The organism is Wolbachia endosymbiont (group A) of Lasioglossum fulvicorne, from assembly GCF_964028605.1.
GTDB lineage: Bacteria > Pseudomonadota > Alphaproteobacteria > Rickettsiales > Anaplasmataceae > Wolbachia.
On sequence record NZ_OZ034798.1, the window covers coordinates 430,805 to 455,091 of the forward strand.

A 24,287-nucleotide genomic window follows, 5' to 3' on the forward strand; every position below is an offset into this window, starting at 1 on the left:
ATTTAAAAACCTACAACATAAAACTTTTAGTACACATTTATCTGTATATTAAAAGAAGCATCTAATGTTAATGTATAAAAACATTTATATCAAGTGTATTTTATAGCCGGTTTTGCCTCGAATACAAACTTTACGTACAATGAAACTCAAGCACATTACCACAAAGTTCATCAGAAGACTTGGTGATGCAAGTGACCAAACTACCGCCAGAATAGCCAATTATGAGATGCTCTATCTTTTACTGCCGCGTATAGCAACTGTAAATACGGCGGTAAAACAAAGTTGATAATTTTATTCCGCTGTGTATAATTTCAACAAACTCCGCGGAATAAACATATGAGTGAACCAATAATTGGCAGGGAAAAAGAAATAGCTATTCTACAAGACAAACTTCTTTCTCAATCAGCCGAATTTATTGCTGTTTATGGTCGGCGTCATGTAAATGTTGTATTATCTGCATTTTATCAGCATAATATAGAAGTAATGTAATGCAGATATTATGCCGATGCCAAATTATACGATTACCTCCAAAATCGCTAATTGCCTTATGAGGATTGAAGCAGCAAAAGAAAAAGTATTACATTTGCCACTCACTGTATCGATGCTCTCGTCCCTTCGTGAAACTGCACGGCTCTATACAACATACTACTCTACTATGATTGAAGGAAATCGACTTGAGCCTAAACAGATTGAAGAGGTTTTAAGTGGTAAAAGCCACTTTCCAAAATATAGGAGAGATGAAAATGAGGTTAAAGGATATTATGCAGCTTTAACTCAAGTTGAACAATGGGCAGCAAGGGAAGTGCCTATTACTGAGAAAGCTATTCAAACACTGCATGCTCTAGTAATGGCAAGTGGAAAATCTAAAGTAAAACCAACACCTTATCGTGATGGTCAAAACGTTATCCGTGATAGCCATGCGCGTACAATTGTTTATATGCCACCTGAAGCAAAGGATGTACCAAAGCTCATGAGCAGTATGATTGATTGGATTCGTGACAGTGAGCAAGTGCCTTGCCCAATTATTGCAGGTATTGCTCATTATCAATTTGTAACAATTCACCCCTACTATGACGGTAATGGTCGTACTGCAAGATTGTTGACTACATTAATTTTACACCTTGGTGGATATGACCTAAAAGGACTTTATTCATTGGAAGAATATTATGCTAAGAATCTAGGAGCGTATTATGAAGCAATCAGTATAGGTCCATCGCACAACTATTACATGGGACGAGCTGAAGCAGATATCACTAAGTGGGTGGAGTATTTCGTAGAAGGTATGGCAAATTCATTTGAGAACGTTTTACAACGTATAAATGAAGAAGAATACCACACTGATCAGACTGATCTTATACGTAAGCTTGATCCTAAACAACGCAAAGCTCTTGAGCTCTTCCAGGAGTTTTCCGCTATTACAGCTAGTCAGGTTGGCGAACTATTTAATTTTAAGCCTCGTACCAGTGCGCAACTTTGTAAAAAGTGGGTGGAAATGGGGTTTATCGAGATTGTAGATTTTTCCAATAGAGGAAGGAAATACAAACTTAGTAAGCAATATGAGGATTTGATCTCAAATTAACTGAAAGCTCGCTAGACAGAAAAGCAGTGCATAGATCAAATTTTAATAAAGTGCTTGAAAACTAAATGTAAACTTAAAATTTTAAAAACTGGAATATGTACAACAACTTACGCGACTTCATTAAAGCCTTAGAAGAAAAAAAGGATCTGATTAGGATTAAGGAGGAAGTTTCAACAGTTCTTGAAATGACAGAAATTCACCGTAGGGTTTTGTCAAACAAAGGACCAGCTATCATCTTTGAAAATGTTGTCACAGAAAACGGCAAAAATTCGATTCCAGTTTTAGTGAATTTATTTGGTACTATTGAAAGAATTGCCTTGGGACTGAACATAAATCCTGGTGAGCTAAGAGATCTTGGTAAACTTCTAGCGTTTTTGCGATCACCTGAGCCGCCAAAAAACTTTAAAGATGCTATAAAAATGTTTCCTCTGCTAAAAGTCGTGTTATCGATGCGAAGTAAAGTTGTGAACAAAGCTCCATGTCAAGAGGTAGTGCTAACCGGAGATGAAGTGAACCTAAGTCTACTGCCCATTCAAACATGCTGGCCAAATGAACCTGCACCACTTATCACCTGGCCGATTGTGGTAACGAAAGGACCCACGAAAGAAAAGCAAGATAATTTTAATCTTGGAATATATCGTATGCAGGTTATAGATAAAAAAACAACACTAATGCGTTGGCTTGCACACAGAGGTGGCGCAACTCACCATAAGCGTTGGAAGGAAGGAGGCAGAGATATGAAATTTCCTGCTGCTGCTGTGATCGGTAGTGATCCTGCAACGATTATTGCTGCTGTAACTCCAGTGCCGGAAACATTGTCAGAATACCAATTTGCTGGACTACTGCGAAAGAAGCCGCTTGAGCTTGTAAATTGTAAGACTATTCCACTTCAAGTACCAGCTCACGCGGAAATCGTTATGGAAGGCTATGTGAGTTTGGATAGATATCAAGGCGAAGGGCCATACGGAGATCACACCGGCTACTATAATTCTGTTGAGCAATTTCCTGAATTTAATATTACTGCAATTACTATGTGCAAAAATCCAATTTATCTCAGCACTTTCACCGGCAAGCCACCTGATGAACCATCGATTCTTGGTGAAGCACTCAATGAAATTTTTGTGCCCATTCTTATTAATCAATTTCCAGAGATAGTGGACTTTTATCTGCCGCCGGAAGGTTGCTCATATAGAATAGCGGTAGTGTCGATAAAAAAATCCTATCCAGGGCAGGCAAAAAGAATTGTTATGGGCATACTTTCTTTTCTAAAGCAGTTTTTATACACGAAGCTTATTATCGTTGTTGATGATGATATAAATATACGTGATTGGAAGGAAGTGATGTGGGCAATGTCAACGAGGATGGACCCTGTGCGTGACACAATCATGATAGAAAATACACCTATTGATTATTTAGACTTTGCTTCCCCTGAAAGTGGCCTAGGAGGTAAGATGGGATTTGATGCGACAAACAAAATTCCGCCTGAAACCAAACGAGAGTGGGGAAAGAAAATTGAGATGAGTGAGGAAATAGTAAGAAAAGTCACGGAGAAGTGGGAAGAATATATGGACTAGACTTCTTGCATAAAAGCAGAAAAAAGTTTGGCGTTTTTTGTAATGCCGCGATTAGTATTAACTGATAATTGTGATTTAAGTCCGTCACAGTGCCCTTTTTTTTGTCATCCTATAGCTATACCGCTGCGGCGCTAACACGTAGTGGGATGACGGTTGTCAGGCTAGTATAGCTCTTTTCATAGAAGTCCGGATGTGATAAGATAAGGATAGACGATGATAAGGAGGTTGAGTGCCAGCAGCATATAGTTATGACTTAAGGAAAAAAGCAATGGAAGCGCTAGAGGAGGGAGGAAGCAGAGAAACAGTGGCAGCAAGATTTAAAATTGGACGAACTACTTTATGGGAGTGGCAGCAAAGAAGAAAAGAAACAGGAGACTTTCAATCAAAAAAACTTGGAAATGGAGGTTACAATCACAAAATCACCGACTGGGATGCCTTTGCTAAATTTGCCAGAGAAAACGGAGGAAAGACTCTGTCGGAAATGGCTAAACTTTGGGGCAACGTTAGTATCCAAACGATCCACCGAGCTCTCAGAAAAATTGGATTTACGCGCAAAAAAAGACATATGGATACAAGGAAAGAAACGAAGAAAAACGTGCTGAATTCTTAAAAATTATAGCAACAAAAGAACCAGAAAACTTAGTTTATATAGATGAGTCTGGCATTGATAACACAGAGGACTATCCATATGGGTATTGCCAGAAAGGACAGCGGTTTTATGGCCTAAAATCTGGAAAGAAAACTCAACGAATCAGTATGGTTGCAGCCTTAAGTAGAAGAAAGATAGTTGCTCCATTAACCTTTGAAGGCCACTGTAATATGGATGTTTTTAATGGATGGTTTGAGCAATTTTTGACACCGATCTTGGAACCTGGACAGACTGTCATTCTTGACAATGCTACTTTTCATAAGTCTGGTAAGATTATCGAGCTTGCTAGAGGAGTTGGTGCAGAAATTTTGTATCTGCCGCCGTATTCTCCAGATTTCAACAAAATTGAGCATCATTGGTTTGCTATAAAAAACAGAGCTAGGAAAAACATTCCTCTATTCGAATCCTTTCGTCGTGCTGTTGATTCTGCCTTCCTATGACCTGTTCGGACTATTATGAGAAATGCTATACCTTCTCTTGTCATTCCAGTAGCCTCCTTCTCCTGTCATCCCAGTGCCCTCTACCTTGTCATCCCAGTGCCCAGACACTGGGATCCAGGAAACTTAATTTCAACCAAGTGGCTGCATAATAAAGGCTAGATCCCAGTGTCAAGCTACTTGGATGACAAAAAAGGAGCACTGGAATGACATCACAGGGGCACTGGTATGATACCCTTCATGGTCTCTTAAATTGCAACTAATCTAAATATTTAAAAAATTTACCAAATGAAAAAAAAGGCAAAAGAAGCCCCGGCTAATATCTATTTTAGAACATTGGCGTTTTTTAAGTCTTAAACACTGCAATTTAGCTGCTTTTAAATGCAACTCACCTTAGTTTAAATGTTTAAGAAATTTACTAAGCAGAAAAAAAGGCAAAAGACATCCCGTATTAGCTAGTTGTCACTCTCTAATCCTGCAAATTGGCGTGCTATACTGTCTTAAACGCTCTATAAGCGCGTTTCAGCTTATATAGGTAAAAACCCAGAAATGTTGTGAAGACGTAGGGTGTGCATAGTGCAAAAAATTAAAAATAAGACGCCAATTATGTAATACTGTTGTCGTTTAATCTGCACAGATTGAAGATAAATGAATACCTTCAGTTTCATGATAAGGGGACTGGCAAACCTTGTAAAGTAATTTTTTCGTTTCTGTGAGCTACCTGGTTTATTGACTTCATTAGAGCCAAAACTCTTGAGACCTAGGTGATAATTCTATCTAAAAGGATGCCAAAAAAGAGAAGCAACCCTACGTAGGAATTATTTTTAAATATGGACATGCATTGACTGGGATCGTCAGGATTGAAATTTTTGCATTGGCGGTGAAATATGAACCCTACAGCAAGTAGAGCAATATAAAAAATATTATTTAATGATGATAAGATACCAGCATATAGCCACGCCATAAGAGATATTAAATAAAATCTTTTCAACCAAGATTTTGTTGTATCACCAAAATATAATGCGGTAGATTTCATTCCGAGTTTTTCGTCATCTTTTTTATCTTGATGAGCGTATATGGTGTCATAGCTAAGTGTCCAAAAGACGCATCCTATATAAAACAGCAAGGATTCTATACTGATCTGGTTTGTTATTGCTGCTGAGCCCATGAGCGATCCCATATTGAAGGTAAACCCTAAGAACAATTGTGGCCACCAAACATACCGCTTTAATAAAGGGTAAGTAGCTATCATACACATTGAAATTATTCCAAGTGTAAGTGTAGTTTTATTAGTTAATAATAAGATTACCAGGGCAATAGACAGTAACAGTGAAAGTAAAGCTAAAGCCTGCTTTATGTTTAATGCACCACTTGCAAGTGGCCTATATTTTGTTCGTTCAACGTGCGCATCTATTTCTCTATCGAAAATGTCATTGATTATGCACCCTGCGGGTCTCATTAAAAATGCACCTATAGTAAACAAAACAAGGAGAAAAAGAGCCTGATACGATAGAGAAGTTGAGGCTAAAAGGATACCGCTCAAACTGGGAAATAGCACAAGCCACAAACCTGTTAAACTGTGCAACCTCATTAATGAAAAGTAATGGTTGAAATACATTAATTAAGTGTGATTATGTAATATTTTGCTTACATTAACAAAATTATCGAACGCTAAATCAGGCTTGAAAACTAACTCAGGTATAAATCGCAAATCAACATAACACAATATAGATTTACGTATTGACCATGCAGACTGGTTCATTTCATTAACAACAGTGTTAATATCACAATTATTCTCAGAAGGATCTCCAGTGTGTGACCACATGCCTTTTTCTGGATCTGAATAGTTAGCTACTTGGATATTCAATGAAGATAACACAATATATACATCTGCTTTTTTCAAATCTTTACTTAATTTTACGTCAGATACCGCTACATTTTTATTGAACACCTTACCTTCCATTAGGACTCTTGATATTGCTCTATGCAATACCGATGCTATTTTTAGGTTTCTAATTTCCTTTTTCATATCCAGCTACTATAACACCCTTTCTTCTTGCACTAATTGATAAGCTTCTAAAATATCTCCAACTTTAATATCGATATTACCCTCTAGTGATACTCCGCATTCAAAGTTTACACCTACTTCTTTAACATCATCTTTAAATCTGCGTAGTGCTTTTAACTTTCCTTCATGCACCAATTTGCCACCACGCACTACCTTGATTAAAGAATCTTTTCTTATGACTCCATCACTTACGTAACATCCAATGATATTACCAGCTTTAGATACGTTAAATATTTGCCTCACAGATGCAAAGCCAACACGAACCTCTCGTGTAACAGGCTTTAACATTTTAGTTAAATACATTCTCATGTCGTCAATGAGCTCGTATATTATGTTATAAGTATGTATTTCTACACCTTTTTGTTTTGCCAAGTCCCTTATTTTTGAGTCCACTTTTACATTAAAAGCTAAAATTACTGCACTTGATGCTTCTGCAAGCAGCACATCTGAATCTGTTATCCCTCCTACTGCTTTGTGTAGGATATTTAATTTCACTTGGTCTTTACCGAGTTTATCAATTGAACTTGATATTGCTTCAATAGAACCAGTTACATCGCACTTTAAAACTACAGATAGTTCTTCTGTTTCACTGTTATTACGACTGAATATATCTAAATTATTGTCGCCCAAATCTTCTTTCTTTTTCTTGATTAACTCTAGCCTATATTCAACAATTTCACGCGCCTGCTTTTCAGAATTTACAACAACAAATTTATCTCCAGCATTTGGCACACCATTTAGACCAGTAATTTCAATTGGAGCGGAGGGTAGTGCTGCTTTTTCTCTTTGACCAAGGTGATTAACCATACTACGTACTTTGCTGTATGTTGTACCAACTACCAATATATCACCAACCTTTAACGTTCCTTCCTCAACTATCAATGTAGCTGATATTCCTTTCGCTTTATCTATTTTGGATTCTATTACCCATCCAAGTGCTCGACAATCTTCTATTGCTTCTAGCTTCATTAATTCAGCGATTAACAAAATCGCCTCTTCTAGTTTATCTAAATTAGTTTTCTTTTTTGCTGATACTGGCATAATCATAACATCACCACCAAGCTCTTCAGGAATGAGATCATATTGAGGTAAGCTACTCATTACTTTCTCCACATCACCAGGCTCAGATTTATCAATTTTATTAATAGCAACTATAATAGAAACATTTGCTGCTTTTGCATGATTTATTGCTTCAACTGTTTGTTTCATGATTCCATCGTCAGCTGCAACTACTATTACAACTATATTAGTAATATTGGCACCACGTGCACGCATCGCAGTGAACGCTTCATGTCCTGGTGTATCAATAAAGGTAATTTTTTGCTTATCTTTTGTCGTTATTTGATAAGCACCTATGTGTTGAGTTATGCCACCTGACTCTCTTTCTGCAACATTAGATTCACGAAATGCATCGAGCAATGAGGTTTTACCATGATCCACGTGGCCCATAAAAGTGACGATTGGTGGTTTAGGTTTTGTAGGCAGGCTTTCTCTGCCTTCTATAAAAAATAAATCCTTTTCTCTGTTGGTATCGCTCACTCGTTTAGCCGTATGATTAAATTTTTCCACTATTTCACATGCTATATCTGGATCCACCAGATTATCTACTCTATAGCTCTCACCGACTTCTTCTTTGAACATTTTTAGCACACTCTTGCTATCTTCTGCCATGCGAATAGATAACTCCCTGATAGTTATTTTGTCTGGTATAATAACTTCTCTTGATATATTTTTACCCTTGGTAAACTTTGACTTTCTACTTCTTATACCAAATCTTTGCTTAAATACAGGGGGTTGTTCAGTTTTTTCATCTATTGCCTGTGCAATTACCAGTTTAGAATGCTTAGAATATATATCTTTGTTGACTTTAGAAGACTTTTTATCGTCGCCCTCATAGTCAATATTATCTTCTTTTAGTTCAACTAAGTGAGTATCACTTAAAACTTGCTTATTTATTTCTTTAGATAAAGTGTCCGCTTCATTTTTCTCGTCAATCTCTTTATTGCTGTCTTCTTTTGCTGTTTTCTCCTTTTCTTCTCTCTGATTTTTTTCTTTCAGCAAAGCAGCATTCTGCACAGCATTAATGCGGAAAATTTGTTCTTTCTCTGTTAAAGAACCTAATTTACTCTCGTCAAATAAATTATGTTCTTCTGCATCATGAGATTTTTTTCTTCTTTTTTTTACTATTGTAGCTCCAGTACTTGGGCTAGTTGAAGAGTTTAAATTGAGGTCTAATTTAAGCTTGCTTAAGCCTTGGAGCGTTAATTTTTTATTACTGATATCTTCATTATTCATATTATTTTATTATATTAACCCAAGCTTTTTACGTGCTTCTATGATTATTGAGTCTACTGTATCTTTTAGATTTTCTGAATTCATCTTATTATCAGCTGAGGAAGAGAGTATGCTGCAAAACTCATAACTTGATAAATCTGCTATGTCCTCTAAAGTCTTAATATCATGTTTACTAAGAGCAATTTTATTGTCTATTGATAAAGTTAAATTGATTACATCATCTTCCATACCTAGACTTTTTAGCTCTTCTATTTTTCTATCATTTTCTGCTTTCAGATACTTGTTTGCTCTATTGTGAAGTTCGTTTGCAATATCCTCATTAAAGCCCTCTATTGAAGCAAGCTCTTTAATTGAAGCGCTGGATATATCTTCTACGCTTGAAAAACCTTCTGTCACCAATAGCTGACCCATAATCTCTTCTAAGTTTAAAGCTTCAGCAAATAAAGCTGAACATTGACTAAGTTCTTTACTGCGCCTTTCTGATTCTTGCTGAGTGCTTAATATATCAATTTTCCATCCAACAAGCTCTGAAGCTAATCTTACGTTCTGGCCCTTTTTTCCTATAGCTAAACTCAATTGATCTTCAGCAACTATTAATTCTATGCAATTTTCATTTTCATCAATAATAACCTTCGATACTTCTGCAGGAGTAATGGCTTTAATAACAAATTGACCCAAATCTGAGGAGTAATTTATAACGTCAATTTTTTCACCATTTAATTCGTGTATAATAGTTTTTATCCTATCTCCCTTAACTCCAACACAAGCACCTACTGGATCAATGTTCTTGTCAGGAGAGAAAACAGCAACCTTAGACCTTGAGCCGGCGTCTCTAGCTATACCTTTAATTGTTACTAACCTGTCAGCAATTTCTGGTATTTCTTGATTTAATAATGCCTCTAAAAAGCCTTCATGAGTCCTAGAAAGAATAATTTGACGTCCATCATCAGAGCGCTTAACAGTCTGTATGTAAGCTTTAACCTTATCGCCTTCACGAAATGATTCACCACCGGTCAAATTTCGCAAAGGAAGGTATGCCCTAGTGCCATTTATGTCTATAATAAGATCTGAATATTCTACTTGTTTAACAATACCATGCCTTATTTCTCCCGCCTTATCTTTAAATTCCTCATATTGCTTTTTTGACTCTTCATCTTTAATTATTTGAGCAATCTTCTGCTGGGCAATTCTTGCTGAAGCAAGATCAGTGTTAAGAGAGAGCAATTCACTAACAGTATCTCCAATTTTTGCATCTCCTTTTATTAATTTAGCTTGTGTCAGCGTAATTGATTCATACTCAGTATTCTCTTCTCCATTTGATTCGTCATCAATAACTTTTAGTTTTCTGTATGAAGTAACTTTGCCTGTGTTTCTATCTATATTAACTACAATTTTACTTTTGCTACCATATTTTTGATAAGCCACTGCTTCTATAGCACTTTCTAGTGCCTTTATTACAACATCAAAATCTAAACCTTTTTGAAGTGAAAGCTCTCCTGCTGTTTTTATTACATCAAGGCTTCCAACTATGTTATTCTTGTTACTTTTCTGCTTAACACTGCTTTTACAATTAGCAATCATAATAAATAAATCCAATGTAATTAGTTATAATTATAGCTCCAACGGGCAAAGAACACTATCTTAAATGCTAAATGATTGCTAATTTAAGTCAAGTTTTTTCATGTCTTTGTATAACAAGCAACGCAGGAGTAAAGAATAAAGTTAAAACCGTTGCAGCCAATATTCCACTTGCTATGGTTGTTGAAATGTCAACCCACCACTGGCTTGATGGAGCATCATATATGATTTGTAGCATAAAAAAATTGATATTTAACCTGGTAATCATCGGTATTAAACCAAGAACTGTGGTTACAACGGTAAGCAATATTGGCCTAACGCGAGAAATTGCAGCGTTTATTACACATCGCTTGATGTCATTTTTGTGTACCTTAATTTGATGATGAAAGGCATCAAGTAATAGTATGTTATTATTCACTATAATTCCTGCCAAAGCAATTATCCCCACTCCACACATAACAACTACGAAAACTTGTTGGATAAGAAAGAAAACAAAAAACACACATGTTGTGGATAAAAACACTGCTGTCATTACGATAAATGTATGGTATACATTATTAAACTGTGTCACTAATACCAATATCATTAGTGTAATCGCTAATATAAAAGCCTTTAACAAAAATGCTCCTGATTTTTGTTGATCTTCTTTGTCGCCTTTAAAATCAATTTTTACTCCCTTGTCCCAATCCTGGGCAATAGAATTCTGAATGAACTTTACTCTTTCATCAACAAGATAGCCAGTATCAACGTCAGCAGAGATTGTCACTGTGCGTGATCCATCAATCCTGTTTAGTTTGTTTACCTTTTTTTCGGGAGCATATTTTACTATATTGCTCATAGGATACGGGCCATTAACTGTATTGATAAAAAGATTGTCTATAGTCTTCATGTTGCGGTCCTTTCTGGGGAAACGGAGTACAATATCGATTTCTTCATCCGTATTATTTGGTCTATATTTTCCAATCAACACTCCATTTGTAACCATCTTTATAAAATCGCCAATGGTTGCAACACTTACTTCAGAGCTTGTAGCCTTACTCTTATCAACACTCATATTCCACTCTATTTCAGGTGCTGATCTGCTATCTTGAATATTTATAAACCCGGATGAAGGTTGGTTCATAATTTCTAGAATTTTCTCTGCTGCTAAATTCAAACTGGATACACTCCCGCTGAGGTTAATTTGTATTGGCTTGTCAGCCGACGGTCCTGGCTTTTCCTCTTGAACATTAATTATTATTCCTTTCATGTCTTGCACACTGCTCCTTATATCATTTAGTATGTGCTTAGCTTTGCGCCTGAAGCGCCAATCCATAAGTTCTAGTTGTATTCTGGCGATAACGTTGTCTGAAAATGCTCCTGATCTAGCATAAGAAACATGAATTTCTTTTTCAATGCTCAAAATGCGTTCTTCCACTTCTTTTAGTATCAGATCTCGTTCTTTGGCTGATAAGCTTTCTTTTGCTTTAACACTGATTAAAATATTATCTGAATCCACTTTCGGAAAAAACTTTACTCCAGGACCAAAAGTAAAGTACAGCACACTAAATGAAAACAAAACGAATACAGTAGCACATACGAATTTTTTAGGATGATCCAAAACCTTCTCTAGCATGCGTACGTAAGCTCTTATTATAGGCCCAGCATTTTTTATTTCACCACTTTCTATAGCACTCATTTTTTTTATTTCTTTTTTTGAAGTTATCGAAGGCTTACCAAATATTGCACCAAGTGTTGGTATAAAAACCAAAGCCATAATGAGCGATCCAGTCAAAGTTAGAATTATTGTAATTGGTATGTACTGCATGAATTTACCAACAGTATCAGGCCAGAATAATAGAGGAAAAAACACTGCTAATTTAGTTAACGTTGATGATAGAACCGGGTAAAACATATCACGAACTGAAGTGTAAAAAGCTTCTACTTTGTCCATTCCGCAGATCATCTTTCTATCGGCATATTCGCTGATCACAATTGCATCATCAACCAGCATGCCAACAGCCATAATTAAACTGAAGAGCACAACGATATTTAAGGTTATACCCATAAAGTAAAGAGCTATTATCCCAATGAGAAAGGAACCTGGTATCGAGAGTGCCACAAGAATAGCAATCCTTGTTCCCATAGAAAGCATCATTATGATCAATATTAACAACACAGCGAATATTATGCCGTTTTCCAAGTCATCAAGCACATCGCGGACGTTTTTTGACTGGTCGTTTAAGTACACCACTTTTAAATTTTCAGGTAATTGATCTTTTGCCTTATTCATTAAGTATTTTACTTGATTTACTGTGTCTATTATGTTTTTTCCGTTACGTTTTGAAATTTCTAGCACGACACTAGGTAATCCATTAATGCGAGCAAACCCTTGGTGATCCTCAAACCTAGGGTATACTTTTGCTATATCTTTGATTCTCAAAACTGCATCGCCTTGAGATCTAATAGGAATATTCATAATATCTTCTATATCTTTTAATAACCCTGATATTTTAATCGAATATTTACCGGTATCATTTTCCAGTGACCCAGCTCCCACTAGTCTGTTATTGCTTGATATAGCTTGGAATATTTCGTTTGATTGAATGTTATATTTTGTTAGAACTGTGGGCGCAATTATAACTTCCACTGTTTCTTTACGCATACCTGCCACTTTAACTTTGAGAACATTTGGCAGAGATTCTATTTCTTTCTTTAACTTGCGTGCTATTTCAGTTAAGGCTCTTTCTGGCAAATTACCAATTAAGCCGACATTGAGTATCGGAAATAAGCTCTTAGTTCATTTTCTATGGGAAGCACTAATAGCTTTTCACTATCTTGAGCAGAAATCCCAGGAAGTCTAACAAACACGCTGATTATAGGAGTCTGTATATCAGGATTGCTTTCCCTTGGCATTTTTACACAAACGTATGAACCGAAGATAAAAATTACTATAAGTAATAATACCACTGCCCTGTTTCGCTCTATGAGTAAGCTCTGCATGTTGAATGTTAACTGAATATGTGCGTTTGTACAATATTATAATCGAGATACATTGCATATTAATTAATCCTTGTGTAGCTTTAAAACTTTACGCAAATAATTAAAATTTTTACAAAATTGCAAGTATAAGAGCCTGTTCATAATCTTTTCAGAAGTAAGGCAGTGAAAGCCAGAACGACCATTTGTAGGCTAGTATTGAGTTTTCGCTCACAATTTTTCCACAATCTTCTACATTTTTCTAACCAAGCAAAAGATCGCTCCACAACCCATCTTTTGGGCAATACAACAAAGGAATGTATAGCTCTTTTCATAGAAGTCCGGATGTGATAAGATAAGGATAGACGATGATAAGGAGGTTGAGTGCCAGCAGCATATAGTTATGACTTAAGGAAAAAAGCAATGGAAGCGCTAGAGGAGGGAGGAAGCAGAGAAACAGTGGCAGCAAGATTTAAAATTGGACGAACTACTTTATGGGAGTGGCAGCAAAGAAGAAAAGAAACAGGAGACTTTCAATCAAAAAAACTTGGAAATGGAGGTTACAATCACAAAATTACCGACTGGGATGCCTTTGCTAAATTTGCCAGAGAAAACGGAGGAAAGACTCTGTCGGAAATGGCTAAACTTTGGGGCAACGTTAGTATCCAAACGATCCACCGAGCTCTCAGAAAAATTGGATTTACGCGCAAAAAAAGACATATTGATACAAGGAAAGAAACGAAGAAAAACGTGCTGAATTCTTAAAAATTATAGCAACAAAAGAACCAGAAAACTTAGTTTATATAGATGAGTCTGGCATTGATAACACAGAGGACTATCCATATGGGTATTGCCATAATTCATTTCTTTTTATCACTTCAACGGTTGCACCAATAATCGTTTTTATTTGAGTTGCAAAATTCTCTCCAGTATAGCCTGCATCAACCAGTACATTTTTAACTCCCGAGAGGTTTTCTTTTGCATTTTCGACCATTCTCACAGCACTGCTACGGTCAGTTATCTCTGCTGTTGTTATATAAATTGCATGGGGCAAACCTTGCGTATCTACTGCAATATGGCGTTTTATTCCTGAAATCTTTTTGCCTGCATCATAGCCTTTTTCTTCAGCAGTATCTGCATTTTTTACACTCTGTGCATCAATTATGCAGAAGCTGGTTTTTTCTTTCCGAACATTGTTTTGTCGGACCACGCCAACTATTTTTTTTTAACACCAGCTCCAGAACACTTTCTTTATCTGCATCTGGTTTTTCACTCCACTTCTTAAAATAGTCGTAACAATTGCGCCATTTTGGAAACTCTTTTGGTAGCATTCTCCACTGACAACCGCTTTTCAGAACGTATAACACTCCACAAAATACATCATACAAATCAAGTTTTCTTGGTTTTGTTTTTTTTCTACAGGACTCTAGATCTGGTAACATAATCTCAAATCTTTCCCGACTTATATCACTTGGGTATAAACTCCTCATATATCCTAACTTATATATATTATCTCTTAGTTTATTCCTTTCTTGAGATCATGTACAGGTTCTTAGACTTATTTGCAAGCAAAGCTTGCTAGATCCCAGTGTCAAGCACTGGGATGACAGGGGAGGGAGGCTACTTGGATGACACTATATAGGCTACTTAGAGGACCCAAAAAGGGTGTCATCCCAGTGCTTGACACTGGGATCCAGCCTTGCCGTAATCTCATCAAGAACGTTGTGTTTTAACATAAAACGGCTACTTTTATGCTTACCAACTTAATAAAATTCCTGGATCCCAGTGGGCTTTGTTGCATCGCTAGCTATGATGGATTAAAGATAAAAAAGGTGGAGAATATCAGTAGCTTATTATTCTGGTATTTATAACAAGAACGGTCAGTGGATACCTAAATTTGAGTAAAAGAAATTTCACTACCGCTCACTAATCCGGCTAAAATTCAAGAATTTCAATGCTTTAGCTATTTTCAATAGAATTAAATTTATTAATATAAATAACAAATTACTATTCTTAAATTTGATCAGATTGATTGCAAAAAAACAAGATTTTCAATAGGTTGCTTATAATCCTAATATAGTTAGCCTTTCATAAGTAGCGATGCAACAAAGCCATCCCAGTGTCAAGCACTGGGATGACATCATAGGGACACTGGGATGACAGGGGAGGGAGGCTACTTGGATGACAGCTAGCCTGACAATCGTCATCCCGCTGCTTGTTAGCGGGATCTAGAGATACCGCGAATGAATCGCGGTATAGCTATACCTTTTTTCTACTTAGTTTGGGTTATGCAAGAAGTCTATTGTTAACCAACGTGGTTAAAGTTTATATCAAACTCTCCATCTTATATTGAGGATCAGATGCAATGCCATACACTCTATTTGGCGGAGCAATTTTGTTCTCTATACCAAAAACTATACCTTCAATTATTGCTGTGAGTACTTTTTCAAGGTTACAATCTGCTCCAGGAACACGGTGCTCTAGGCGGCATCTTTTGGAATCGTTGCCAAAATAGGGAATTCTTATTGCAGCAGTTCTGTTATTTACCCCCCAACTAATCGTAGTCGGAGTGTGAATATCCGGGTACTGAAATCTTAAATATGAATCATCATTTGGAGCGAAAAACAACATATGTTTTTTCATCATTGCACATAATCCACCAATACTGTGAATCAGATAGTCACTGTACTTTTGCTCATTGATATAAAATAAGTTATCGTTATTTGAATTCACGAGATTAACATGCACATTTAATGCACTGCCTGCTCTATCCAAATAGGGCTTTGCTTTAAAAGAAATATTCCCACCTAGTTTTTGTGCTGTTTCAGTAAGTGATTGTTTTGCTAACTCAAAATGCTTAATTAAATTGTCGGAGTTCGTATAACAACCACTTTTTATCTCATACTGATGTGTAGAATTCTCCTTCTCGCAAGAAAATTCAAGAGATGCTATTTTATTTTTGATGCTATTCAGAAATAAGTATTCTTTTTCTATTCCTTCAATGTAAAACTCTAGTTCAATACCGAATACAGCATAACAACTCAAATTACTTAATATAATCATAAATTTGCTTCAGTAAATCTATATTAGGTTAGCTATATTTATATGAATACTTTACTTATTTGCCAGTAAATTTATAGCTCTTTTCATAGAAGTCCGGATGTGATAAGATAAGGATAGACGATGATAAGGAGGTTGAGTGCCAGCAGCGTATAGTTATGACTTAAGGAAAAAAGCAATGGAAGCGCTAGAGGAGGGAGGAAGCAGAGAAACATTGGCAGCAAGATTTAAAATTGGACGAACTACTTTATGGGAGTGGCAGCAAAGAAGAAAAGAAACAGGAGACTTTCAATCAAAAAAACTTGGAAATGGAGGTTATAGCTCTTTTCATAGAAGTCCGGATGTGATAAGATAAGGATAGACGATGATAAGGAGGTTGAGTGCCAGCAGCATATAGTTATGACTTAAGGAAAAAAGCAATGGAAGCGCTAGAGGAGGGAGGAAGCAGAGAAACAGTGGCAGCAAGATTTAAAATTGGACGAACTACTTTATGGGAGTGGCAGCAAAGAAGAAAAGAAACAGGAGACTTTCAATCAAAAAAACTTGGAAATGGAGGTTACAATCACAAAATCACCGACTGGGATGCCTTTGCTAAATTTGCCAGAGAAAACGGAGGAAAGACTCTGTCGGAAATGGCTAAACTTTGGGGCAACGTTAGTATCCAAACGATCCACCGAGCTCTCAGAAAAATTGGATTTACGCGCAAAAAAAGACATATGGATACAAGGAAAGAAACGAAGAAAAACGTGCTGAATTCTTAAAAATTATAGCAACAAAAGAACCAGAAAACTTAGTTTATATAGATGAGTCTGGCATTGATAACACAGAGGACTATCCATATGGGTATTGCCAGAAAGGACAGCGGTTTTATGGCCTAAAATCTGGAAAGAAAACTCAACGAATCAGTATGGTTGCAGCCTTAAGTAGAAGAAAGATAGTTGCTCCATTAACCTTTGAAGGCCACTGTAATATGGATGTTTTTAATGGATGGTTTGAGCAATTTTTGACACCGATCTTGGAACCTGGACAGACTGTCATTCTTGACAATGCTACTTTTCATAAGTCTGGTAAGATTATCGAGCTTGCTAGAGGAGTTGGTGCAGAAATTTTGTATCTGCCGCCGTATTCTCCAGATTTCAACAAAATTGAGCATCATTGGTTTGCTATAAAAAACAGAGCTAGGAAAAACATTCCTCTATTCGAATCCTTTCGTCGTGCTGTTGATTCTGCCTTCCTATGACCTGTTCGGACTATTATGAGAAATGCTATACTTACATTATACTTTCAAGTATGGCGTTTTTTTATTCTAAACGCTTAATAACCGTGACTCAGCCGCTTTTAAGCTGCAACTAATCTAAATTATAAACGTTAAGAAATTTACTAAACAGAAAAAAAGGCAAAGAAACCCTAGGGTAGCTAATTATTCACTATCCATTTTTTAAGTTGGCGTTTTTTGATGTTTTAAATTTTGATGTTTTAAATAGCGTATTTCAGCTTGTGTAGCTAGAAATTTGATAAAGACATGAGGTGCACATAGTGCAAAAAATTAAGCATGATTTACGCCAAATACATTAAGTTTTTTTGTCATTAATCCACTGCAGAGATTGCGAAGACAAATAAATAGCTCCACTATCATGATAAGGGGGCTGGCGAAGGGTGTCAAGTAAGTTTTTCGTTTCATCCAATGCGCTGCCAAAAGTTTGTTGTGCAAGAGATCCCATAAATTGGGTGTCATAATAACTAAACCCACATTAATTTTGGTGTACGTGACCTTGAAAGATCATGATTCAATACTTAAATTATTAGGGTAGTAGGCAAATAATGGAGCTCAAAATGCATAACATACAAGAAACTGAAAATTTAAAATTTGACGCTGAGGTAGGGAAAGTACTGAATATAGTGATTCATTCACTTTACACCAATAAAGACATTTTTCTGCGTGAATTAATATCAAATGCATCGGATGCATGTGATAAATTGCGCTATGAATCTCAACTAAACCCTAATTTGCTAGATTTGAGTGACGAATTAAAAATCACTATCAGCTCCAATAAAGATAAGAACGAGCTATATATCACTGATAATGGCATCGGAATGAACAGGCAGGATTTAATAGACAACCTTGGTACAATTGCAAGCTCTGGTACGCAAAAGTTCTTAGATGCGATTAAGAATAGCAAGGATTCAAGCCAAGCTGTGGAGCTGATTGGGAAGTTTGGTGTTGGTTTTTACTCAAGCTTTATGGTTGCATCAGAAGTAATAGTAGAATCAAGAAAAGCTGGAGAAGAGGAGTCTTGGGTCTGGCAATCCAAGGGAGATGGAGAGTATTCGATAAGTAAACTAGATAATCAAATTTCTCGTGGAACTAAAATTACACTCATTATGCATCCTGAAGAAAACGGGTTTTTAGATAAATTTCGTGTTGAAAATATTGTCACTACTTACTCTGATCACATAAATTTTCCTGTTGAATTTATAGACGAAGAAGGAAAAAGTGAAAAGTTAAACAGTAAGGCTGCAATTTGGACTAAGCCAAAAAATGACGTTACTCAAGAGGAGCACAACGATTTTTTCCGCAGTGTTGCTCATGTTGGCGGGGAGCCTTGGATGATATTGCATAATAAAAATGAAGGTGCAATAGAATATACGAATTTGCTTTATGTTCCTTCTATAAAACCTTTTGATTTATTTCATCCAGATAGACGTTGCTCTGTGAAGTTATATGTAAATAAAGTATTTATCACTGAAGATAACGTACAGATCATACCGCAGTATTTACGTTTTCTGAAAGGTATTGTTGATTCACCGGACTTGCCTCTTAATATCAGCAGGGAAACACTGCAGAATAATCGTGTTGTTGAGCAAATCAGGAAATCCCTCACTAAGCGCGTGATATCAGAGCTCGGTAAAAAGGCAAAAGAGAATTTGGAAGAGTACACAAAATTCTGGACAAATTTTGGTGCAGTATTAAAAGAGGGTCTTTGTGAAGCTATGCCAACTGATGAGAGAGAGGCACTGCTCTCGATTTGCAGATTTCATAGCACTGGTGATGAGAAATTAGTCAGCATTGATGACTATATAAGCAGGATGAAGCCTGAGCAGGAGCATATCTATTATCTCACCGGAAATAGCTTGGATTCAGTGAAAAACAGTCCACAACTTGAGGGATTCGTCAGTAAAGGACTAGAAGTGCTCCTATTTGTTGATCCAGTTGATGATTTCTGGACTAGTGTAATTCATGAATACAAAGATCAGAAAATCAAGTCTGTAACCCGCGCAGATGTTGATTTGGAAAAATTCTTTTCAGAAGAAGATAAGAAAAATGAAGAAAATAAATCGAATGGAGAAAAAACTGAGGAAACTATACTGCAATATTTTACCACAGTGCTCGGAGATTCAGTAAAAAGCGTAAAAATTTCTAAAAAATTGACTGATAGTCCCGTATGCCTAGCGGTTGATGAAGGTGCTATGGATCTTCGCATGGAGCGTTTTTTGCGCGAACAAAAGCAGCTAAACTACCGCACGCCAAAGGTGCTTGAAATAAACACTAAACATCCTGTAATAAAAAGTATAATGAAATCCCATGCTGAACATGGTGAAAGCCTAACACTCGAGGACATGATTCATTTATTATTTTACCAAGCTTGTATCGTGGAAGGTGAAGAGATGGATGATGCAAGCCTGTTTGCTAAGAGACTGAATAATTTGCTTGGAAAGGTTTCTATTTAATGCTATACTTAGCCCGGCTTAGCTGCTAGTTAGGAGGTAAAACATGTTTGGTACAGATTCTAGAGACTTTGTATCACAGGAGCAGAGTCAGTCAAGTAAAATTTTAAAAAAATCGGATTCTGGAGATTCAGGTGCTGAAGAAGAATTCGAGATTTTAGGGCAAGAAGAAATTAAAGAGCATTGCCATCCTGAAGATTCAGGTAATTATCCAGAGGCTGAAGGAGAGTTTGAAGTTTTAGATGGCAAAAGTCAAGAGATACCAGCTAATCCATGTGATGCACTCCCTGAAGATCTAAGTTTAGAGAATGCAATACTTGCAAACTTTCCTGATGGTTGTGATAGGTCGCTTACCGTAGAATTAAAAGATGAAGTTTCATTTGATATCATTTCTGAAAGTTTAACTTTTGCTGAAATAATAAATATCCTAAATCAAGCTATACAAGAAGATAATTGTGAAAAACTAGACAAGGTTGTACAAAATATTGAAGGTTATGAAGGCAGGTCTATTACGCTGGATCATGTAAATTTAAAGAGTTTTTGTGAGCAACAACTCAACTTAGATTTAAATCGGAGTGATCACCAACATATATATTCAAATGTACTATTACAGTATAAATTTGATCAAGAGGGTTTCAAGTATGATTATCCAGTAAAAGAATTAGTACTATTAGCAATTGCAGCTAATAACAAACTTGCAGAAAAATACCAGGACATACTTTTTATTGAAGAAAATTTGGGTCTTTTACCTTTACTTGTTAGTGGTCAAAAATATATTGAAGCTTTTATAGGAAGATTCCATGATACTGATGGGATTTATGGAAGATTAAAAGATCAAACTATACAACTTGTCGAACCTAATAAGATTGGTTTTTTCTCAGTTATAGCATTAAGAAAAGAGCAAGAATTATTAAATGCAGTTTTTGTCGAATACGTTTTAAGAGATTTTGGACAGGTGTTAAAAACAAGTAAACCTGATCCTTCGTATGGTGTGCTTGAAACAGCATCTCTAATCAAAAATGAAGAATTTATTATGATAGTGCTAGATGCATTTGAAAGATATATTAATGAGCTAACTAAAAAAGCCTCAACAGAAGAGTTATTAAAAAAGAGCTTTGCTACCTTGTTAGAAACTGCGATAAGCCAGGAACACACATCTGCCATTGAATACCTGTGCAAACGATACACTAATAGTGCAGATCGTGCCATTTACAATGTATATGAACAAGCATTTACAGATGATAAAGTTATTACAATACTAAGGCAACAAATCCTGAAAAATATAGGAGCTCGTGGCAGAAAAGAAATTTATGATTTAATTCTGAAAACTGCATTGGATGCTGGCAATATTGCATTTATTGAGCACCTATGCAAAGAATGTGCTGAGTGCAGCAATGATGTTATTAATTATCTTGATCATAAACTTAAAAATAACGAATTTGATAACATACACGAATCAATCCTCATTGCATTGTCTAATGTTGAATACACAAACACAGACGTTATAGTCGAGGTGCTTTTTTACACTAAAGAAATCCATCAAAACGCATCACATAATGAGCAAGTGATTAGGCAGGTCATACAGAATATACTGAAAAATGCAACACACTACTCAATAGGCCAAGAAGATTACTCCTTAGTCAAGGAAGTATGTCACTTATACACAGAAGAGGGTGCAATTAACGTAATTTTTCAAGAGGAGTGTAAGATTTTTAAATCTAGCATAGAAAAGCGCATAGAAGATCTGGAAAAGGAAAACAAATTATTGCAATCTGAAGCTTTACGTGAATATAATTACAGCTACTTGCCAGGTATTGTAAATGGATTAGTTCAGACTGCTTGCATAGTGTATGATGAATACACTAAAGATCCAAAAGACAATAAACGTCAAGAGAATACTGATCTTATATTAAGTTTAATGCAAATTAGAAATATTCTGCAATTTTCTATTGATGTGCAAAAATATTCCTGTCATGAACGTCAAGATTTGTGGGATGAAATGGACCAAACTTCTGGAACTTTTATAATACGAAAAAGAAGTAATAACGTTGCAGATGAATTAGAAATTCCAGTTATAACAAGTGACATTCTATCAGAAAATCCAGGACTTGAAAGTGCTGGCAGTAAGCAGCCACAAGAAAATGTTGACAAAGGAGAAAATATCATGGGTGATAAAGAGGGCTCGACAGAAGAGCTCATTAATTTTGAGGAGGGTGAAATGGGTAAAAATAGTGCTAAAAAACGTAAAGAGAGCATAAAACGATCTAGAGGAGAAAAAAAGAAAAATGAACAAGGAAAAGAAGTGCAATTTAGAGAACTATATGTTGGTAAAAATGATGGCTCAAAGGTAATCACTGAAGTTGATAGTAGTAAGAGGAAACAAGCTCCTGTCCAACCTGCTGGATATGTAGAACAAGCAGGTGGTCTAGGTTCTTCGAATGATGATAATCCTTTAGATAATGGCACAAATGGTGAGAAGAATTCTACGTTTAAAACTGATGAACAAGATACAAAACCAGCACCAATACTAGAACCAGTGCCTTCAGTAGCTAACGAAAACTCTGGACAAGTGAATAATGTTCAAAGTAATGGTAGACAGTCTGATAATCAAAACAATAAAGATGTACAAGATGTTAGCACTACTACAAGTGATCAGGTAACTCCTGTGAGTAGTGATACTGAAAACAATAAAGTGGAAAAAAGTGGTGTGAGTTTACAAAGCAGCGGCTATGTGGACAATAGCACAGTATTATCCTTTGTGGATAGAAAGCATGTTATTCATGTTGATGCACAGGTTTCAGGGAATGTGAGTTGTCTGGTTGAAACTATTAGTGAAGATACTGATGAAGTTGCAAATAATCAAAATGGTGTACTTTTGCCGGAAGCTCAACCTATGGTACAGATTTATGATTCAAGTGGAAAAGGTAATACTAATTTGCAAAGTGCAGGTGATAGTAGTGTAGGTGTAGTGTCAAAGAATGGTAATGATCAACTACCTGCCGATAATCTAGAGCAGAATAGCAAAGGGGTGGATGATAGTAGTATACCTGTGCAGTCTATAGGTATGGTGATAAGTCAATCTAATAGTGCTTCCACTATAACTCTGGGTGGTGACAAGCCTCCCGTGAAAGATACAGAAAATGGTAATGATCCAAGTGAAGAAGATAATGATTCTCCACAGAATACCAAAAAAAGCACATTGTCTACTATAGTTGTTTCAACACTAGTCGTGGCTGCAGTAGCTTCGATAGCTATCTTTGTTTACTTAGAAATGTTAGCAGTGGGGATAGCAGTTGGAGCTTGTTGTCTGGTTGCAGCTGCAGTTATATATTGCTGTAGGCCTAAAAGCTCAGTTGAAAACACCACCACACACACAATGAGGTTGGAAGATTTGTACCGGGAGTACCTACTGTTATAGCATTTCTCATAATAGTCCGAACAGGTCATAGGAAGGCAGAATCAACAGCACGACGAAAGGATTCGAATAGAGGAATGTTTTTCCTAGCTCTGTTTTTTATAGCAAACCAATGATGCTCAATTTTGTTGAAATCTGGAGAATACGGCGGCAGATACAAAATTTCTGCACCAACTCCTCTAGCAAGCTCGATAATCTTACCAGACTTATGAAAAGTAGCATTGTCAAGAATGACAGTCTGTCCAGGTTCCAAGATCGGTGTCAAAAATTGCTCAAACCATCCATTAAAAACATCCATATTACAGTGGCCTTCAAAGGTTAATGGAGCAACTATCTTTCTTCTACTTAAGGCTGCAACCATACTGATTCGTTGAGTTTTCTTTCCAGATTTTAGGCCATAAAACCGCTGTCCTTTCTGGCAATACCCATATGGATAGTCCTCTGTGTTATCAATGCCAGACTCATCTATATAAACTAAGTTTTCTGGTTCTTTTGTTGCTATAATTTTTAAGAATTCAGCACGTTTTTCTTCGTTTCTTTCCTTGTATCCATATGTCTTTTTTTGCGCGTAAATCCAATTTTTCTGAGAGCTCGGTGGATCGTTTGGATACTAACGTTGCCCCAAAGTTTAGCCATTTCCGACAGAGTCTTTCCTCCGTTTTCTCTGGCAAATTTAGCAAAGGCATCCCAGTCGGTGATTTTGTGATTGTAACCTCCATTTCCAAGTTTTTTTGATTGAAAGTCTCCTGTTTCTTTTCTTCTTTGCTGCCACTCCCATAAAGTAGTTCGTCCAATTTTAAATCTTGCTGCCACTGTTTCTCTGCTTCCTCCCTCCTCTAGCGCTTCCATTGCTTTTTTCCTTAAGTCATAACTATATGCTGCTGGCACTCAACCTCCTTATCTTATCACATCCGGACTTCTATGAAAAGAGCTATACATCTGTATAAC

12 protein-coding genes and 5 pseudogenes are annotated in these 24,287 nt (G+C 36.4%); 8 read left to right on the plus strand and 9 right to left on the minus strand.

The window, feature by feature from the left end:
* Window positions 1-505 precede the first annotated feature (505 nt).
* From ABWU71_RS02340 to ABWU71_RS02350, 3 genes are all read left to right on the plus strand, one after another.
* Window positions 506-1,579: a Fic family protein gene (locus ABWU71_RS02340; RefSeq protein WP_353284703.1), complete on the plus strand. Its 1,074-nt coding sequence runs from the start codon at window positions 506-508 to the stop codon at window positions 1,577-1,579.
* Window positions 1,580-1,674: 95 nt separating this feature from the next.
* On the plus strand, window positions 1,675-3,153 hold the full coding sequence (locus ABWU71_RS02345) for a UbiD family decarboxylase (RefSeq protein WP_353284704.1): 1,479 nt from the start codon (window positions 1,675-1,677) through the stop codon (window positions 3,151-3,153).
* A 229-nt stretch (window positions 3,154-3,382) separates the two neighbouring features.
* Window positions 3,383-4,242 (plus strand): IS630 family transposase gene (locus ABWU71_RS02350; RefSeq protein ID WP_353284076.1). Its coding sequence is split into 2 segments (ribosomal slippage): window positions 3,383-3,707 and window positions 3,707-4,242, totalling 861 coding nucleotides; the frame shifts between segments, so codons are not numbered across the junction.
* A 757-nt stretch (window positions 4,243-4,999) separates the two neighbouring features.
* On the opposite strand, the gene ubiA is transcribed toward ABWU71_RS02350, so the two are convergent.
* The 6 genes and pseudogenes from ubiA to ABWU71_RS02385 all read right to left on the minus strand — a co-directional run.
* Window positions 5,000-5,857: a 4-hydroxybenzoate octaprenyltransferase gene (ubiA, locus tag ABWU71_RS02360; RefSeq protein WP_353284706.1), complete on the minus strand. Its 858-nt coding sequence runs from the start codon at window positions 5,855-5,857 to the stop codon at window positions 5,000-5,002.
* 3 nt (window positions 5,858-5,860) lie between these two features.
* A complete protein-coding gene (locus ABWU71_RS02365; protein ID WP_353284707.1) occupies window positions 5,861-6,268 on the minus strand; it encodes a ribosome-binding factor A in 408 nt (135 codons plus the stop codon).
* 9 nt (window positions 6,269-6,277) lie between these two features.
* On the minus strand, window positions 6,278-8,602 hold the full coding sequence (infB, locus tag ABWU71_RS02370; protein WP_353284708.1) for a translation initiation factor IF-2: 2,325 nt from the start codon (window positions 8,600-8,602) through the stop codon (window positions 6,278-6,280).
* Between the two features lie 9 nt (window positions 8,603-8,611).
* Complete coding sequence (gene nusA / locus ABWU71_RS02375; RefSeq protein WP_353284876.1) at window positions 8,612-10,183, minus strand: transcription termination factor NusA; 1,572 nt, start codon at window positions 10,181-10,183, stop codon at window positions 8,612-8,614.
* Window positions 10,184-10,271: 88 nt separating this feature from the next.
* Window positions 10,272-13,162, minus strand: a pseudogene (locus ABWU71_RS02380) (efflux RND transporter permease subunit).
* Window positions 13,163-13,299: 137 nt separating this feature from the next.
* Window positions 13,300-13,458, minus strand: a pseudogene (locus ABWU71_RS02385) (transposase); the annotation flags it as partial.
* A gap of 64 nt (window positions 13,459-13,522) precedes the next feature.
* Here ABWU71_RS02385 and ABWU71_RS02390 point away from each other — a divergent pair.
* Window positions 13,523-14,010 (plus strand): annotated as a pseudogene (locus ABWU71_RS02390) (IS630 transposase-related protein); the annotation flags it as partial.
* Here ABWU71_RS02390 and ABWU71_RS02395 read toward each other — a convergent pair.
* Together ABWU71_RS02395 and ABWU71_RS02400 are read right to left on the minus strand one after the other, a co-directional pair.
* A pseudogene (locus ABWU71_RS02395) lies at window positions 13,995-14,628 on the minus strand (IS5 family transposase); the annotation flags it as partial. The pseudogenes ABWU71_RS02390 and ABWU71_RS02395 sit on opposite strands and share 16 nt — an antisense overlap.
* An 835-nt stretch (window positions 14,629-15,463) precedes the next feature.
* On the minus strand, window positions 15,464-16,201 hold the full coding sequence (locus tag ABWU71_RS02400; protein WP_353284709.1) for a glutamine synthetase: 738 nt from the start codon (window positions 16,199-16,201) through the stop codon (window positions 15,464-15,466).
* A gap of 136 nt (window positions 16,202-16,337) precedes the next feature.
* On the opposite strand from ABWU71_RS02400, the pseudogene ABWU71_RS02405 reads away from it, so the two are divergent.
* The 4 genes and pseudogenes from ABWU71_RS02405 to ABWU71_RS02420 form a co-directional block, all read left to right on the plus strand.
* Window positions 16,338-16,520 (plus strand): annotated as a pseudogene (locus ABWU71_RS02405) (IS630 transposase-related protein); the annotation flags it as partial.
* A 58-nt stretch (window positions 16,521-16,578) separates the two neighbouring features.
* Window positions 16,579-17,438 (plus strand): IS630 family transposase gene (locus ABWU71_RS02410; RefSeq protein WP_353284076.1). Its coding sequence is split into 2 segments (ribosomal slippage): window positions 16,579-16,903 and window positions 16,903-17,438, totalling 861 coding nucleotides; the frame shifts between segments, so codons are not numbered across the junction.
* A 593-nt stretch (window positions 17,439-18,031) separates the two neighbouring features.
* The gene (gene htpG, locus ABWU71_RS02415; protein WP_353284710.1) at window positions 18,032-19,927 is read left to right on the plus strand and encodes a molecular chaperone HtpG; all 1,896 of its coding nucleotides are present in this window, start codon (window positions 18,032-18,034) and stop codon (window positions 19,925-19,927) included.
* Window positions 19,928-19,970: 43 nt separating this feature from the next.
* Window positions 19,971-23,342: a hypothetical protein gene (locus ABWU71_RS02420; protein ID WP_353284711.1), complete on the plus strand. Its 3,372-nt coding sequence runs from the start codon at window positions 19,971-19,973 to the stop codon at window positions 23,340-23,342.
* A gap of 25 nt (window positions 23,343-23,367) precedes the next feature.
* On the opposite strand, the gene ABWU71_RS02425 is transcribed toward ABWU71_RS02420, so the two are convergent.
* A protein-coding gene (locus ABWU71_RS02425) for an IS630 family transposase (RefSeq protein ID WP_353284076.1) occupies window positions 23,368-24,227 on the minus strand; the annotation gives its coding sequence in 2 pieces (ribosomal slippage) (window positions 23,368-23,903 and window positions 23,903-24,227; 861 coding nt in all).
* Between the last annotated feature and the right edge of the window lie 60 nt (window positions 24,228-24,287).

What these genes read in the sequence shown, in the direction of transcription:
- ABWU71_RS02340 (WP_353284703.1), top strand. Translation starts at nt 506, where the DNA reads ATGCCAAATTATACGATTACCTCCAAAATCGCTAATTGCCTTATGAGG.
- ABWU71_RS02420 (WP_353284711.1), top strand. Translation starts at nt 19,971, where the DNA reads ATGTTTGGTACAGATTCTAGAGACTTTGTATCACAGGAGCAGAGTCAG.
- nusA (WP_353284876.1), bottom strand. Translation starts at nt 10,183, where the DNA reads ATGATTGCTAATTGTAAAAGCAGTGTTAAGCAGAAAAGTAACAAGAAT.
- ABWU71_RS02365 (WP_353284707.1), bottom strand. Translation starts at nt 6,268, where the DNA reads ATGAAAAAGGAAATTAGAAACCTAAAAATAGCATCGGTATTGCATAGA.
- ABWU71_RS02400 (WP_353284709.1), bottom strand. Translation starts at nt 16,201, where the DNA reads ATGATTATATTAAGTAATTTGAGTTGTTATGCTGTATTCGGTATTGAA.
- htpG (WP_353284710.1), top strand. Translation starts at nt 18,032, where the DNA reads ATGCATAACATACAAGAAACTGAAAATTTAAAATTTGACGCTGAGGTA.
- ABWU71_RS02345 (WP_353284704.1), top strand. Translation starts at nt 1,675, where the DNA reads ATGTACAACAACTTACGCGACTTCATTAAAGCCTTAGAAGAAAAAAAG.
- ubiA (WP_353284706.1), bottom strand. Translation starts at nt 5,857, where the DNA reads ATGTATTTCAACCATTACTTTTCATTAATGAGGTTGCACAGTTTAACA.
- infB (WP_353284708.1), bottom strand. Translation starts at nt 8,602, where the DNA reads ATGAATAATGAAGATATCAGTAATAAAAAATTAACGCTCCAAGGCTTA.